This window comes from Robinsoniella sp. (assembly GCF_034124845.1).
In genome coordinates, this window is sequence record NZ_JAWYAJ010000520.1 from 1 (window position 1) to 15,415 (window position 15,415).

General features: G+C 39.9%; 13 protein-coding genes. 5 read left to right on the forward strand and 8 right to left on the reverse strand.

The genetic code is table 11. From position 1 onward, the window contains the following. From ACH2DQ_RS25740 to argS, 5 genes are all read right to left on the reverse strand, one after another. The coding region (locus tag ACH2DQ_RS25740) for a hypothetical protein (RefSeq protein WP_395028633.1) at positions 1 to 275 on the reverse strand (275 nt) is incomplete at its 3' end. Positions 276 to 288: 13 nt separating this feature from the next. After that, complete coding sequence (locus tag ACH2DQ_RS25745) at positions 289 to 1,218, reverse strand: YARHG domain-containing protein (protein WP_395028634.1); 930 nt, start codon at positions 1,216 to 1,218, stop codon at positions 289 to 291. 49 nt (positions 1,219 to 1,267) lie between these two features. Then, entirely contained in the window at positions 1,268 to 4,186 is a 2,919-nt protein-coding gene (locus tag ACH2DQ_RS25750; protein WP_394911734.1) for a hypothetical protein, read from the reverse strand. After that, on the reverse strand, positions 4,183 to 5,823 hold the full coding sequence (locus tag ACH2DQ_RS25755; RefSeq protein ID WP_394911938.1) for a serine/threonine protein kinase: 1,641 nt from the start codon (positions 5,821 to 5,823) through the stop codon (positions 4,183 to 4,185). The genes ACH2DQ_RS25750 and ACH2DQ_RS25755 overlap by 4 nt, the downstream gene beginning before the upstream one ends. 279 nt (positions 5,824 to 6,102) lie before the next feature. Further along, complete coding sequence (gene argS, locus ACH2DQ_RS25760; RefSeq protein WP_394911735.1) at positions 6,103 to 7,869, reverse strand: arginine--tRNA ligase; 1,767 nt, start codon at positions 7,867 to 7,869, stop codon at positions 6,103 to 6,105. Positions 7,870 to 8,266: 397 nt separating this feature from the next. Here argS and ACH2DQ_RS25765 point away from each other — a divergent pair, with 397 nt between their 5' ends. Both ACH2DQ_RS25765 and ACH2DQ_RS25770 read left to right on the forward strand, forming a co-directional pair. Then, positions 8,267 to 8,905, forward strand: a complete 639-nt coding sequence (locus tag ACH2DQ_RS25765) for a lactate utilization protein (RefSeq protein ID WP_394911736.1) — start codon at positions 8,267 to 8,269, stop codon at positions 8,903 to 8,905. A 45-nt stretch (positions 8,906 to 8,950) separates the two neighbouring features. Then, positions 8,951 to 10,051: a pyridoxal phosphate-dependent aminotransferase gene (locus ACH2DQ_RS25770; protein WP_394911737.1), complete on the forward strand. Its 1,101-nt coding sequence runs from the start codon at positions 8,951 to 8,953 to the stop codon at positions 10,049 to 10,051. A 238-nt stretch (positions 10,052 to 10,289) separates the two neighbouring features. On the opposite strand, the gene ACH2DQ_RS25775 is transcribed toward ACH2DQ_RS25770, so the two are convergent. Beyond that, on the reverse strand, positions 10,290 to 10,784 hold the full coding sequence (locus tag ACH2DQ_RS25775; RefSeq protein ID WP_395028635.1) for a DUF5626 family protein: 495 nt from the start codon (positions 10,782 to 10,784) through the stop codon (positions 10,290 to 10,292). A gap of 380 nt (positions 10,785 to 11,164) precedes the next feature. Between ACH2DQ_RS25775 and ACH2DQ_RS25780 the strand changes: the two genes are divergently transcribed. Beyond that, positions 11,165 to 11,548 (forward strand): BlaI/MecI/CopY family transcriptional regulator, encoded by a 384-nt coding sequence (locus tag ACH2DQ_RS25780; protein WP_394911739.1) that lies wholly within the window; start codon positions 11,165 to 11,167, stop codon positions 11,546 to 11,548. Beyond that, entirely contained in the window at positions 11,532 to 12,563 is a 1,032-nt protein-coding gene (locus tag ACH2DQ_RS25785) for a M56 family metallopeptidase (RefSeq protein ID WP_394911740.1), read from the forward strand. Before ACH2DQ_RS25780 ends, ACH2DQ_RS25785 begins: the two co-directional genes overlap by 17 nt. 4 nt (positions 12,564 to 12,567) lie before the next feature. Here ACH2DQ_RS25785 and truA read toward each other — a convergent pair whose 3' ends face one another. Together truA and ACH2DQ_RS25795 are read right to left on the reverse strand one after the other, a co-directional pair. Then, positions 12,568 to 13,305 (reverse strand): tRNA pseudouridine(38-40) synthase TruA, encoded by a 738-nt coding sequence (gene truA / locus ACH2DQ_RS25790; RefSeq protein WP_394911741.1) that lies wholly within the window; start codon positions 13,303 to 13,305, stop codon positions 12,568 to 12,570. Positions 13,306 to 13,564: 259 nt separating this feature from the next. Beyond that, a complete protein-coding gene (locus ACH2DQ_RS25795) occupies positions 13,565 to 14,017 on the reverse strand; it encodes a pyridoxamine 5'-phosphate oxidase family protein (RefSeq protein ID WP_394911742.1) in 453 nt (150 codons plus the stop codon). Between the two features lie 107 nt (positions 14,018 to 14,124). Here ACH2DQ_RS25795 and ACH2DQ_RS25800 point away from each other — a divergent pair, with 107 nt between their 5' ends. Beyond that, complete coding sequence (locus tag ACH2DQ_RS25800) at positions 14,125 to 15,051, forward strand: helix-turn-helix transcriptional regulator (RefSeq protein WP_394911743.1); 927 nt, start codon at positions 14,125 to 14,127, stop codon at positions 15,049 to 15,051. Positions 15,052 to 15,415 lie beyond the last annotated feature (364 nt).

Here is a 15,415-nt window from a genome sequence, read left to right on the forward strand (position 1 = left end):
TCTTTACTGTCTTTGGGCGTATAAGTAAAGTTAAAAGTCTGTACCATTTTCCCGTCTTCACTTAAATTGCGGTCTCCGGACTGCAAAGTATACTCATCAATATTTTTTTCATTTTTAATGTAACGCTCTGCACTTTTCTGGGGATTGCTGTCATACGTTCCCTGGTAAACAAATGCACCTGCCGCTGATAAAACACCGGCACAAACAAACCAGGCTGTAAGTATTCTTTTATTCTTACGATGCTTCCGCCATTTGTACTGCTGCTGCTTGTCCATTACTTTTCCTCCTCTATCTCTTTTCTTCATAAGCAAGAATTACTTTCAGATTTTTCTTTTCAAAATCATTCAGTAAGTCCATAGAGTCAAAAGTTTCCGGATCATATGTAGGTACATACCAGGTTTTTGTACTGAAGTAATCAATCCATTCCTGTTTCGTAAATTTCCTGCCATGGCGCGCAAAGATTTCATTTCTGGCTATTGCAATTTCCCGGTCAGTCATATTATGCAGTTCGTTTTCCGTTATATATCTCGTTGCAGTATCCGGGAAGAAATAGGTATCATCCCAGGCTGCCGGTGGTGCCTCTGTCTGGGGCGGCTCTGTCTGCGGCGGTTCCGTCTGGGGTGGATCTGTCTGGGGCGGATTCGTCTGTGGGGCTTCTGTCTGGGGTGGATCCGTCTGGGGCTGATTGGTTTGCGGCGCCTCCGTCTGGGGGGTACTTGCAGGCGGATTTACCCAATTTCCATTCTGTGAATCTCCGTTTCCGTCTGTTCCTCCGCTTGCATCTGAATTCCCATCATAATTTGTATTTCCATTATAATCAGAACCGTTGGAACTATTACCGGAAGAACTGCTGCCACCATTATTGTCCGAATTTCCAGCACTTTGGGATCCTCCGGTATTCTCACTTCCGGTGCCGGAATTCTCTTGACCAGTCTGATCCCCATCGGTTTTCTTATCTGTTTCTTTTTCCGTACTCTTTTTTTCCGGTACGATAAAAGAATCTTTGGTTTTAGTGATCAGCTCGGTTTCCTTATCACTATTCGTTTGCTGCATCTCAGATGTCTTTTCTGCAACATTATTTTTTTCTATTTTTGTATTTAAAAATGCCAGTCCTGAATCTACCAGAAAAAATGATCCTGCAGATATCGCACAGGTACCGACTACAACCCCAGCTGCCGTTAGTATCTTTTTAACGACCTTTTTTCTTTCGTCATGCATTTTATTCTCACCTCTTGAAGAAAATAATAGCATACCATCCATAAAAAGTCTATTCTTTTGAACGTCTTCTTCCCCATCTTGTATAAGAAAAAACTCCAATACAAGCTCCGGTCATTACCATTAGTGCTTTTATTCCAAAAGGAATATACCCTGCACCACCTTTCTTATCAGCCCTTTTTTCCTCATTCTCCACAAATTGATTAGCTTCAGTCTCCCTATTTCTATCTTCTCCTATCTGCCTTTCTCCATTTATCACCTCTGGTATCGTAAAAGTCTCTTTGTCCACTTGATCACGGTCTCCTTTCGTGAAGTAATTCTTTTCTTTCAAATATTCCGGGGACATTGGAATTGCAAGAATCCCCTTTTCTGATTTACTGATGCAAAAAGTGATCTTTCTTTTTGCTTCATTTCCTGCCTGATCCACAGCCCAAACCTCCATCTCCCGCCACTGGTCTTTCTGCAGAATCGTAAAAGAAGTTTCCTGATTCGTACTGCTTTTGATTAAGGCTCCATCCAGATAAACCATCTGCTCCTTCAGCTCCGTATTATCCCTGGAATCTACCACCACTGATCTGTCCTTTTCCGGATAGAATGATTTATCATCCAGACCGGCAATCATGATAGATGGAGGAGTCTTATCAATCACAAACTCGATATATTTTTTCTGAAGTTTATGATCCCCTTCATTACCTGCCTCATCTTTTGAATTTAAAGAAACAGCGTATGCCCCCTCATCTTCAAAACATCTCGCTGGTATCAGATAGCGGTACTCTTTATATCCGTTCTTTCCTTCTGTTTTTGTCACAGCGTAATCTCTGTCCGGGCTTAATATTCGCAGTTCTCCATCTCGTGTAACCGTCAGCTGGGCCTCCTTTAAACTGTGCAGGTTGATTTCCCTTATTTCTACATCAAATGCTTTATTGCTGTAATAATGATCTATTTGTTTCCTGGTTTCTTTTCCCAGTCCATAGACGGATCCAAATCGATTTACCGAGAAATGAATCTCATGTGTTGCTATATTTCCCGCCTGATCTCCCGCTGACAGGTAAAGTACATAATAGTCATCCCATTCCTTCTTCTCCGGTATGGCTTCAAAGATTAACTGTTCCCCTTTATCTGTTTTCTTTCTCTCGTACTTTAACTTCTTTTCTCCGTTTCTGTCTCCGATGAGCGTTGCTTCCAGGCTGTCTTTCCAGTAATAATTATCTTCACACAGGATACGCAGCTTTAAACTTCCATTATTTGCACTCTGATCTGTCACGCCCTCTACGGTAATCCTTGGGGTTGTCTTATCAATTACAATGGTATTTCCTCCAAAGTAAGCTGCATTTCCCACCTGATCTTCCACCCTGGCAAATACCTGATAGGCTCCCTCTTTTTTTACTTCCGTGCTGGTTCCTGATCTCCATAAATTTTTCTGGTTTTCATAGCCTGCTTTAATTGCAGATATTGGCTGGACATCTCCATCTTGAATCTCCCGAATCCAATACATCACAGATCTTATACCGGCTTGGCTATCGGAATATCCCGTAAATTTTACCAAGACACTGTTATGATAAAACGTTGTTTCATTCATACCGCCGGAAAGTATTTTTTCGTTTGCTAATATCCCCAAGCCGGCTGGGGGTAAATCGTCAACTTCATAAGCTACAGTCTGTTTTTCCGACTGTGCTAATAATGTGCCTGCTTCATCTCTATTTTCCAGTACAAAGAAAAAAGTACCATCTTCCATTAGCTCCTTACTTATAATTGTCTGATTATATCCTGACTTTTTGTGTGGCACGATCTTAAGGCGCATCCCTTTTTTTACAATTATTTTGCCATGGTTATTTCTAAGATATCCTTCCTGTGATTCCGGAATAACCTGATAATCATCTGTTTCACTCACCTTCGTTTTCACCAGCGTAATACTACCGGGGTGATAAAGCTGGGAATCTCTTAGCAGATTATAACAATAGTTGTCCGTTGTATTGCCTGTAATATTTCCTTTCTTATCCCTTTTCACAACCAATGCCCTGGCATATTTTTTAAGTGATCCCTGTTCATACATGGGGCTGTCTTGCTTTAACACCCGCTCATCTATAGTGATTTCCGGTTTTTGAAATCCTTTCGGATATTCTTTTACCGGTCTTCCATTTTTCATAAACCCACTTACCTTTACAATTTCATCCTTCCTCTCATCAAACTCCAGCAGCTGCATACTGTTATCTGAAAAATAGGGTTTTCTTCCTGGGGCAATCCGGATATTCAATACTCTGGGAATAATATGTACTTTTATATTGGATTTCTCCACTTTTAACCTGTAGTTTTCAGCATCCTTGCCCGTCAGTTCACAGGAAACATCTACTTTCCAGATACCAACTCTTCTGTACTCTGATTTACCGGATATTAAAACCTGCATCTCTGCCGGAAGCCCCCTCACATCTGCTTTTAATTCCACATCATTAGTATCATCATATTCTCTGCTGTCACCCGGATAAACCGTCCTTATATTCTCCACGATAACCTCACGCGGCAATTCAGTTTCTGTTTCCGTCTCAGTCTGGGTTTCGGTTTCTGACTCTGTTTGTGGCTCGGATTCTGAGTCTGTTTCTGTTTCGGTTTCTGTTTCGGTTTGAAGTTCCGATTGACTTTCGGACTCGCTGTCGGACTGGCTCTCCGACAAACATTCCAATTGACTTTCGGACTGTTTTTCCCAATTGCTTACTGATTGACTTTCGGACTGGTCCTCACATTTACGTCTTGATTGACTTTCAGACTGGCTCTCCCATCTGCATCCCGATTGGCTTTCCGACCGGCTTCCCCATTTACCTCCCGATTGGCTTTCCGGCTGGTTTTCCCCTTTGCTTACTGATTGGCTTTGCACCAGTTTCATGTGATTAATTGGATTTATAACCCCCTCCATTTTAGTTCCAGTCTGCAACAGAAAAATCATGCTAAGTACAAAACCTATTTTTAGAAATCTCATTCATTCCCTCCTTTTTTATAATTATTATAGATTCTCGCAACGCTATCCATTGCCAGTTCAATATTCTTTAAAATATCCTGTTTTAATTCCACTAACTCTCTGCTTTCCCCAAACCTTTCCTCCTTCAGCACCTTTTCTTCAATTTCCAACAATACAGAATCTAAATCATCTCTCTCTAATCCTGCACGGCAAAATCGATCTGCAAAATAATAGATCTGTCCGGAAATTTCCTCCCACAGCAGCAAAACTATTTTTTCACTCTCCGGAACTGATTCCTGAATATCATAAAGCTCCATCAGATCCTTCCAAAATGCCAGATAGAAGCTGTTTTGAGTATCGTCTCTCAGGGTACGGATTTTGCCATAATACCCTCCCATCTTAGCTAATACAGCCGCTCTTTTTCTCTGGTTTTCTGTAATCCCGGTATTCTTCACTGCCTCTGCTATATGTAAAAACCATCTGGCAGCATATGATTTTCCGCCATCTCCATCAAAATAATACCAATACGCCATACCTATCTCATAAGAGACCCGAAGAAATGCTTCTTCATCTGTACGCAATACCTCTTCGTGGCTTTTGGTATCTCCCTCAGACTTTTCTTTTAACATTTTTCTTAAAAAGATATCTTCCTCTTCTGACATTGATCCGTCTTCCAAAAATATTTCAATTAGTTGCTGGTATGCTTCTTCCCGAACGGGATTTAAGAATATTGCTGACCGGCAGTTTTTTAGCTGCTCTTCATAGATATTAAATTTTGCATCTTTTAGATATGATTCATAGGACTGCTCCCGGATAAACGTGCCCTGTCCCTGTCTAACCCGGATTCCTGCAGCAAATATAACCAAAAGCGCCGCAATCATTAAAAAGAACCTGGCTTTTCTCTGCCACAAGATTCTCCTAAGCGCCCTTTCACAGAATTCTATCCCTGAGTACCTCTGCCTTCTGTCTGATTTGAGACATCTGCAGATTATTTTTTTTAATCCATAGTATTCGGGACACGCTATTTCTTCCTCCCTGCCAGCCCCAATAAAGGGCTGCTTTCCGGTAACAAATTGCAGTAGAGTAACACCTAGACTATATACATCTGCCCGGGTGTCCACGATACAGGCACCGTCATATTGCTCCGGCGCCGCATACCCTTTAGTTCCATAATGACCTCCGGAAAAACTTCTTCCTCTTACAAAGGGGGACACTGTGCCAAAATCAATCAACACCATACTTCCGTCAGGCCGGCAAATCATATTCTCTGGCTTCAAATCCCCATAGACTACAGGGGGATCCTGACTATGTAAATAATGCAAAACCCTGCATATCTGTATCCCCCAAATGACAGCCTGGCGCGGTTTTACTTTCCCCTGCTCCTTTAAAATCTTTGCTGCATTCCTCCCCTCAATATAGTCCATGACAATCAGAATCTCAGTTTCTGTTACGATTACATCTACAACCTCCGGCAAATTGGGATGTGAAAAATGTTTCCACAATTCCAGTTCCCCGCTGTCTCTGCTCTTCGTCACAATTTTTATCGCCCAAAACTTATATGCATTTTCGTTCAACGCCAAAAAAACACTTCCCTCACCTCCGGCCCCCAGTGGTTTTAAGATCCTGTATTTGCCGTCAACTAAAGCCCCAATCTCCAGTCTTCCTCATCTCCTTTATTCAATTTGTACTGCTAAAATGGAAATATAACGAAACGTTACCGAATTACATGATGCGGTATAGAACCGCGATTAGATTTTGTTATTCTACTACAAATAAATGAATTTGTCCAGTGGCAGTTTGCACAAAGTTTACATAACTTTATTTTGGGATCATGAGGAAATTCTCCCTTAATTAAAAAGTACAGCAGTTTTGAGATTACAAAACCACTGCACTTTCCTCTTATCTTTTATCAAGCCGCAAAAGACACACCTTGATTATTACATTCTCTCAGGCGCAGAAAATCCCAAGACATCAATACAGCTTTCCAGCACATCCCTTGCCAGCAGAAGCAGCTGGATATAGCTTCCTTTTTGTTTCTCATCCTGTTCTGACAAGATTTTAGTCTCATGGTAAAAGCGGTTAAACGCATTTGCCAGATCATAGATATAAGAACAGATTTTATGAGGTGCAATTTCCTCAAATGCATTTTCCATTACATTGTTAAATTTGGATAATTCCAGCATCAGAGTTTTTTCACTGTCACTCACAGGATCCCCGATTGCATACTCCCCTAATTTTCCGCCGTTTTCCTGATATTTATTCAAAATTGATTTTATGCGGACAATGGTATAGAGAATATAGGGACCTGTATTTCCTTCAAAAGAAGTAAATCGATCTACATCAAACACATAATCCTTTGAAGCCTGGTTGGATAAATCTCCGTATTTCACCGCGGACAGTCCAACAATTTTCGCTGTTTTTCTAGCCTCTTCCGGATCGATTTCGTGATTTTCTGTAATTTTGCGGAACATCTCGTCATTGATGCTGGTAATCAGATTTTCCAGTCTCATAACGCCGCCTTCACGGGTCTTAAAAGGCTTGCCATCTTTGCCGTTCATAGTACCAAAACCTACAAAAGTCAGGTCCGTGTCATCCTGGATAAGCTTTGTCTTTCTTGCACAGCGAAATACCTGTGTAAAATATAGTTCCTGACGCTTGTCCACTACATAAATAATATGATCCGGATGATACAGCTTCATACGCTCTACAATCGTAGCCAGATCGGTGGTATTATAAAGAGAAGCTCCATCTGATTTTAAAATCATACATGGCGGTATTTCTTTGGTGTCCGTTTCTTCCTTCACATCTACTACCAGCGCACCGTCATCCAGATGGGCATATCCATTGTCTTTCATATACTGAACCATGTCCGGAATATAAGGCTGGGCATCAGACTCCCCTTTCCATAAATCAAAATGAACATCTAAATGCTCATAATTTCTCTTTAAATCCGTTACGGAAACCTCCAGAATATGTTTTAAAATGCCCTGATAGCCCCGATGTCCCTGTTGAAGCAGATAAGTTGCCTGCATCGCTTCTTCTTTGTATTCCGGGTGTTCTTTGGAATACGCACTTGCCGCAGGATAAATTTCTTCCAGTTCGGAAATGGTAAACGGCGCATCCGCAGGATATTCTCCGGTATAACTTTCATCAAAATAAACCAGTTCCGGTTTTCTCTTTTTCAATTCTGTTATGATAAGTCCCATTTGAAGACCCCAGTCCCCCAGATGTACATCTCCGATCATCTCATGTCCCAGAAATCTTCCCATACGTTTAATGCTTTCTCCGATAATCGCAGAACGCAGATGGCCTACATGAAGAGGTTTTGCAACATTGGGACCGCCGTAATCAATAATAATTTTCTTGGGTTCCTTTGTCTTCTCTATGGATAAATGTTCATCCGCCTGCATTCCTCTCAGATAATCAGCCAGATAATCTTTTTTCAATTTTAAATTAATAAACCCCGGATTTACTGCATTTACTTCTTCGAAGACCTCACTTTGTTCCAGTTTTTCAACAACTGCATTGGCAATCATAATGGGTGCCTTCTTATATACTTTGGCAGCTGCCATTGCTCCGTTACACTGATACTCGCAAAGATCCGGGCGGTTTGAAATGGTTACTTTGGCATAAGATGCGTCGTACCCTGCTTCGGTAAAAGCACCTGTCATTTCATCAGTGATCATATCAAGAATTTTCTTCATTTTTATGTGGCTTCCTTCCTAATTTCTTCTTTTGCACACAAAACAGCCGTTTAAACGGCTGTCCCTGCAAAATTGTCTCTGTGTACATTATACTTTGTGTTTCCGTTAATTTCAACTTCTTTTTCAAAGACATGTTTTCTCATGCTTTCTAACAAATCTTATTAACAACTTCTTTACAAGGTGCTGCTCCCACCGTATAATTTATATAAGTCTTATCATAACATATAATTATGGGATATGCAGTAGTTAAAATCCCCTCTGGGAGCCGCGAGGTTTTTAACCCTCGCGGCAGTCGCCAAATGGACGCGCCAGCGTGTCCGTTTGGCTCGTTGCCCGCTGGAATAAATAATTACAGATTTATTCACATTTACCATTACAGGAAAGGAGCTTTATAGCCATGACACCAATGCAAGAATTTTATGAAAAGCAGGCATCCGTCATCATTAAAAACCTGGAAAAACGAAATATGGAGGGTTATTACTGCCCGGACAGCAAAAGTGCTGTTGAAAAAGCCATGAGTTTCTTACCGGATTCCGCAGTTGTATCCTGGGGCGGCTCTATGACACTGAATGAATGCGGCATGATGGATGCACTTAACGCCGCTTCGGGTCTGACACTCATCGATCGCTCGCAGGCTTCCACACCGGAGGAAACCAAAGCCATGTACCACCAGGCTTTGTGTGCAGATTATTATTTTATGAGTACCAATGCCATTACGCTGGACGGCAAGCTGGTGAACATCGACGGTACCGGCAACCGGGTTGCTGCTCTTACTTATGGTCCTGACCATGTCATTTTACTGGCAGGCATGAATAAGGTGGCAAAAGATGAAGCTGCTGCCCTGGAGCGCATACATACCAGTGCCGCACCTCCGAATGCCATGCGTCTGAATATGAAGACCCCCTGCGGACTGACTGGTGTCTGTTCTGATTGTACTGCAAAAGAATGTATCTGCAGCCAGACACTGATCATCCGCTATAACCGTTTTAAAGGACGTATTAAAGTCATACTAATTGGAGAAAATCTTGGATATTGATTTACCACACAGAATTTTACAGTACCAACGGAAAGGATGAACATTATGATAACCCCTGCTGACCATTTTCACGGAAGTGATTTAGAAGCAATTGAACTTGCCTATGGCATCAAAAAAGAAAAAATCACCAGCTTCAGTGCCAACGTAAACCCTCTGGGTGTTTCGCCCAAGCTGCGTCAGACTCTGGCTGCCCATATCGATGTAATTACCACCTATCCCGATCGGGAATATACCGCCCTTCGCAGGTCCATCGGCACCTATGCGGGATGCGATCCGGATCATATTATCGTTGGAAATGGTTCTACAGAATTAATATCTCTGATGATTCAGATACGGCACCCCAAAAAAACAATGATTCTGGGTCCCACTTATTCTGAATATGAAAGGGAAATTTCTCTGGACGGCGGGGTTTCCTTATACTATCCGCTAAAAGAAACCCATGATTTTCAGATGCAGGCAGAAGACCTGATGAGCAGATTAAATGAGCAAATTGACCTGCTTGTCCTTTGCAATCCCAATAATCCCACATCTACTTCCATCTGCCGTAATGATATGCGTAAAATTTTAGACTGTTGTAAACAGAACGATATTTTTGTAATGGTGGATGAAACATATGTGGAATTTGTCCCGGAACATCTGGAGATCACCAGTGTTCCTCTAACCGATTATTATAATAACATTGTAATCTTAAGAGGAATTTCCAAATTTTTCGCAGCACCCGGGCTCCGTCTCGGCTATGCCATAACAGGCAATCTGGATCTGATCAAAGAAGTAAATAAAAAGAAAAATCCCTGGACCATCAACAGCCTGGCAGAAGCTGCGGGAAAGCTGATGTTTTCTGATACGGAATATATTTCAGCCACAAAGCAACTTATTTTTTCAGAACGGGACTTTATTGTACATGAGCTTTCTCTTATAGAAGGCATAAAAGCTTATCCTCCCACGGCGAACTTTATTCTGGTACGGATATTAAAAAATGGCATAACCTCAAAGGATGTCTTTGAGTATGCCATTCGCAAAGGTCTGATGATCCGGGATTGTTCCACATTTCCGTTTCTTGGAAATCAGTATTTTCGTTTTTGTTTTATGTCGGCAGAAAAGAACCGGGAACTGCTGGCATGCATTCACCAACTGTTTGATAATTAGACTATACTATCCGAACACGAAGTACTGTCACAGGGGAGGAATAACTACTTATACGAGTTATTCCTCCCCTGTTCTTCGGACTAACTTATATCTCGACAGCCCTTTCCTCTTTTGTTTATCTACTTTTTATTTGTAAGACACTTTCTTAACAAATAAATTATATAGATCAATAATAAAAGCTTTACGATGCCCCAAACTGCAATTAGAATAGTCAATAATTTTCCCTCAAATTATAATTTTAAAATGTATTTGTTATTGTTACATCATTTCCACTTCCAGTAGCCGTAGCTCTTAAATACCCTGAAAAAGAAATAACTCCATCCCAAGACTGTACCCCTAGTCTATACTGTCCATATGTAGAAGTTTTTGTAAGACTTTCACTTGTAACATTGCACCCAATTGTTGTATAGCCTTCATCCCATACGGTAGTTACCTTATTATTCGTTAATTGAACGGTGAACCAACAGTTAAATAAAACTGCTGTATAGGAAATTTTCCATGCATTCGTAGCTCTTGCTGAAGAAGGTTCTATTTTAACCGTGTACGCTTCTCCTCTTTTATCAATTCCTGTGTATTCTTGCACCGGATTCAGATTCAAATCTTTAAAAACAATCTGTTCTTCATCTATCTTTCCAAACTTTTCCGATGCAAATGCATTCATCGAAAAAGTCATTAAAAGAACTAATGTTAATAATAATGATATTCCTTTTATTTTCTTCTTTTTCCTCATCATTTATCTCCTTTAATTTTGACTTTTATCGCAAAACAAAAGCTACTTTCATGTAAATTGTGCCTTGGATGAAATTATTAAATCTTAATCTTTTATACTATAATAATAGTCGACTATCTTTATAGTCGTATAGTATCACAAATATACTTTCAAGTCAATGATTATTATCTATTATTTTCAATTTATAGAAAAATTTGTTATAAAAATGTTACTGAACCATATTTATACAAAAAACAACAATAAATTCTAATATACAACAAAATAAAAAATGTTAAATATATTGAATATTTACTTTTCATCTACTTTATTTCTAGTTGACTATTCTCAGTGAACATATTATTATAATTTTAAAATACGTTAGATTTATGAAAGGCAAGGAATCAATGGAAGAATTACACGAGTTAACGAAAAGTGAGTTAGAGATTATGAAGATCTTATGGCAGGCTGACCATGATCTGTTACTTTCAGAAATATTACCACTTATTGAAGAAAAATACAATAAACGCTGGAAACGTCAAACTGTGTCTACCTTTCTTTCTCATTTAATAGAAAAAGGCGTTGCAGACTCTTATAGAAAAGGGCGGTATTTTTATTATCGTGCAATCGTTACGGAAGATAGCTATAAATTAAATGAAATTAATAATACGGTGAACTTTTGGTGTAATGGCTCAGTGAAAAATTTAATATCTGCTTTATGTGACCAGGAAAAACTTAGTCTATCTCAGAGTGAAAAAATCGAAAGGATACTAGATGAATTGGATAATTGATCTATTTTATTTTTTAATATCAGTAAATTTATTAATAGCCGCATCCTGTTTATTTTGGGCTATCTATCATAAAATATTTCATAATAAGATTTCCTCTACTTTTTGTTTTAATAGTCTAAAAACCTTAATTATTTTTTTATTAATCTCAATAATAGGTTTTCAATTCCTGCATTTTTCAACATATAAAGCTAAACCCCTTCAAGACGTAAGTATAACAAACTTGATCTTATATCAAATTTCATTTGTTATAGTAAGCATTTGGGCATTTGGAATTATAATTTTTATATTGATTACTCTCGTTAAAATCATTAAATTTAAAAGAAAAATTTCTTTTTATAATGCTTATATTTTAGATCCTCGTTATATGAAAATACTATCTAGAATTAAATGTGACTTCAATTTTAGCAAATCCGTAAACCTCTATTCAAATTGTAACATAACCATTCCAATAGTAATAGGTGGGATAAAACCGAAAGTTATTCTCCCTGAAAACATTACATCAGACAAAGAGCTATATATTATTATGCTTCATGAATTTATCCATATCTACAGAAAAGATCTGTTATTTAAATATCTGTTAATAATACTGAACGGTATCTTCTGGATGAATCCTTTTTTCCTATATCTTTCTAAACAATTAGATACATGGGGTGAGTATAGCTGTGATGAATATGCCTGTAAACATCAACATCATATATTTTCAAATAAAGAATATTTCACAACCATATTTCGTTACTCAATACAATTTAAACAGAGATTCTTTATTACAACGGCATTGTGCAGTCATAAATCCAATATAGAAAAAAGAATAAGATATTTTAAAAAATCTTATTTTACATCAATTTTCGTAAAATATTTCTCTATTCTTTTATTCGTCTTGATCATGCTAATAGACGTTTATTTTATCTATTCGGCTAGCCATTATCAAAATACGTTTTTTCGCACCTTTCAGCAATGGAGTACCATGAATATCATCCACGTTCACAAAACCCAGGAAGCAATTGTTCCCAAATAACCCTTTAGTACAACACTTCAACCAGACACAGCCCTCTGGCAGGTGCCGTAATTCCTGCCAGCGTGCGGTCTTTCCCCTCTAGGATCTCCTGCATCTCTTTTGGTAAACGTTTCCCCTGCCCCACTTCAATCAGCGTTCCGGTCATAATCCGCACCATATTGTACAAAAAGCCCTCGCCTGTATAAGTAATTTGCAGCTCACCTTCCAGTTCCGTAATTTCTATCTTATTTAATTTCCGGACGGAAGATTTTTTCATTCTTTTATTCGAGCAGAAGCTCTTGAAATCATGCGTTCCAATTAATTCATCTGCTGCTTCCTCCATAGCTCTTACATTCAGGTGCTCACCTAGAAGGTAAATATATTTCCGTTCAAATACATTTTTCAGAGAACTGGTGGAAATCCGGTAACGGTATACCTTCTCCCTGGCATTTAAACGGCTGTGAAACCGTTCCTCCGCTTCTTCCACTTCCAGGATGCCTATATCCTCCGGCAGATATTTATTCAGATAATCTCTGATATCTTCGGTTAACACGCATCCCTTTGGAAGATGGAAATTAGCGGTCTGTCCAAGAGCATGTACCCCTGCATCCGTTCTTCCTGCCCCCTGTACTTCTATCGGCATACCCGCCATTTTGGATAAAACAGCCTCCAGTTTCCCCTGTATTGTATTATCGGTATTCCCCTGTTTCTGCCACCCATCATACCGGGTGCCGTCATATTGAATGATCATTTTATAATTCATTTACACTGCTCCTATTCCATCCTGTCCTGCATTTTAAAATGCAGGTTAAGTTTCTAACATATTTACAGTGTAATACCTGTTGTGGATAATGTCAATTCAGACTGAGCGATAATCGCCTCCATAGGAGTCTGGTTGTCTACAGTCTGACCTACCCCGTTATACCAGAAAAGGGTAGGTAACGTCCTTTGGGAACTCATCTACGGTAAAAAAATCTGCCGCTCGCTCGAAGGTTGCCTCGATGCGCTCCTGTACACCACTCCTATATCATCGCACGGAGGTTTTGCGGCACAAATTGCAGCAAAACATAATCAGGAGAGTCGGATCCCTTGGGATGGTACTGTGTCATCCAATCCTCCCATTTTTCGGCTTTAAGCTGTTCGTCCGTCACAACTTCTGTTGTACAATCTAGTATCAAATACCCCATTCCATTGGTAATAGCAATTTCCGCTTTGTCACAGGAAAGGAGATTTTTCACCTTTTGGCTCTGGCGGTTCACTTGCATATACAGCGATTTTAGACTGGGCGACGGCAAAAGACTGATGACGGTTAGGTGACTTTTTCCCTCTTGTACTGTTCCCAGGGTGACACATTGACATTCCGGTATACTGCCTGTTGCTTTAAAGTTAGGTACACCCAGCCTCAGATATTGCTCCACCTCTGCTCTTGCCTCCAGCGGCAGCTTCTCTACACTTCCCATGTAATAAATACTCATATTGTTTTCCTCCTTATTTTTAAGATAATTTCAGTATACAGGATGAACCATGACAGCTATATGTCATGGTTTTGTGTTATAATAAAATTAAATTGGAGGTGAATCAGATGAAAATTGACAGAATGATTTCTATAATTATGATTTTATTGGAACGCCAGAAAGCAAGCATCCCGGAGCTGGCAGAAATTTGCGAGGTGTCACCACGCACCATTAGCCGTGACTTGGAAACCATTAATCAGGCTGGTATTCCTATCGTTTCCTACCCGGGACTGCATGGTGGTGTCGGAATTATGGAGAACTATAAATTGGAAAAACGGCTGTTCTCCACTGCCGATGTGACCACACTGCTCATGGGACTGGGCTGTATACAATCCTCCCTGCCCGGGCGGGAGGTGGTGAACGCACTTGCTAAGGTAAAGGGACTGATTCCGGAGAAACAACGGCGGGAAATTGAGTTGCGGGCAGGGCGACTGGTCATCGACATGACGCCGTGGTTGGGGAACTCCGGCTGTATCGAAACATTCCAAACCATTCAGCAGGCAATGGAACAAAGCCGCCTGTTGCAGTTTGCGTACACAGATCGGCAGAGACAAAAAAGCAGACGAACGGTGGAACCTTACCGTCTTTTACTCAAGGGGATGCGGTGGTATCTGGACGGATACTCACTGGAGCGGCAAGACTTTCGCCTGTTTAAACTCTCACGGATGCAAGAGGTTATTTTATCTGACACCGGGTTTGTAGTCCGAAATTATCACCCTGAAGATAAGGTTCATCCAAACTTTCAAGATGAAAACATTGTGATGGTGACGGTTCGGGTAAAGGGGAATGCCGTGGAGCGGTTGGAGGAGTTGTTTGGAGCTAATATTTTTACCGAAGAGAATGGGACTTGGCATACTGTGCAAATTTCACTTACAGATGATGCGAGAGGCTATCGCTTCCTGCTTGGATTTGGAGACGATTGTGTGTGCATTGCACCAGAGAACGTCCGCAAGAATATTGCGGATTATCTGAACGAGATAGGTAAGATGTACTGATCAAATCTTTTTTGACAAGTTCCAAAATCCTTTATGAAAAAAAACAAAAACGAAGATCATTATTCTGAATTTCTCTTATATCATTAAAGAATTGGTGACCTTTTATCAATGACGATAGCTTGGTGTTCGCCAGCAATCGGTTTAGTCTTACTATATATTTATAGTCATAACATACATGTTATTAAGAAAAACGGGTAGGAGGTTGATAATTATTTTATCTACCTCCTACCCGTTTTTATGGTTATCTGCGTATGTTAGTGCTATAAATAAAAAGCATATTTAATTTAATCTCACAGTACTATCCATCCACCTAAATATATCTTTCGTTCTTGATATATCAGCATACTAAATCATGCTCACAAGC

What these genes read in the sequence shown, in the direction of transcription:
- ACH2DQ_RS25785 (WP_394911740.1), top strand. Translation starts at nt 11,532, where the DNA reads ATGAATTGGATAATTGATCTATTTTATTTTTTAATATCAGTAAATTTA.
- truA (WP_394911741.1), bottom strand. Translation starts at nt 13,305, where the DNA reads ATGAATTATAAAATGATCATTCAATATGACGGCACCCGGTATGATGGG.
- ACH2DQ_RS25770 (WP_394911737.1), top strand. Translation starts at nt 8,951, where the DNA reads ATGATAACCCCTGCTGACCATTTTCACGGAAGTGATTTAGAAGCAATT.
- ACH2DQ_RS25800 (WP_394911743.1), top strand. Translation starts at nt 14,125, where the DNA reads ATGAAAATTGACAGAATGATTTCTATAATTATGATTTTATTGGAACGC.
- argS (WP_394911735.1), bottom strand. Translation starts at nt 7,869, where the DNA reads ATGAAGAAAATTCTTGATATGATCACTGATGAAATGACAGGTGCTTTT.
- ACH2DQ_RS25765 (WP_394911736.1), top strand. Translation starts at nt 8,267, where the DNA reads ATGACACCAATGCAAGAATTTTATGAAAAGCAGGCATCCGTCATCATT.
- ACH2DQ_RS25750 (WP_394911734.1), bottom strand. Translation starts at nt 4,186, where the DNA reads ATGAGATTTCTAAAAATAGGTTTTGTACTTAGCATGATTTTTCTGTTG.
- ACH2DQ_RS25780 (WP_394911739.1), top strand. Translation starts at nt 11,165, where the DNA reads ATGGAAGAATTACACGAGTTAACGAAAAGTGAGTTAGAGATTATGAAG.
- ACH2DQ_RS25745 (WP_395028634.1), bottom strand. Translation starts at nt 1,218, where the DNA reads ATGCATGACGAAAGAAAAAAGGTCGTTAAAAAGATACTAACGGCAGCT.
- ACH2DQ_RS25775 (WP_395028635.1), bottom strand. Translation starts at nt 10,784, where the DNA reads ATGATGAGGAAAAAGAAGAAAATAAAAGGAATATCATTATTATTAACA.
- ACH2DQ_RS25795 (WP_394911742.1), bottom strand. Translation starts at nt 14,017, where the DNA reads ATGAGTATTTATTACATGGGAAGTGTAGAGAAGCTGCCGCTGGAGGCA.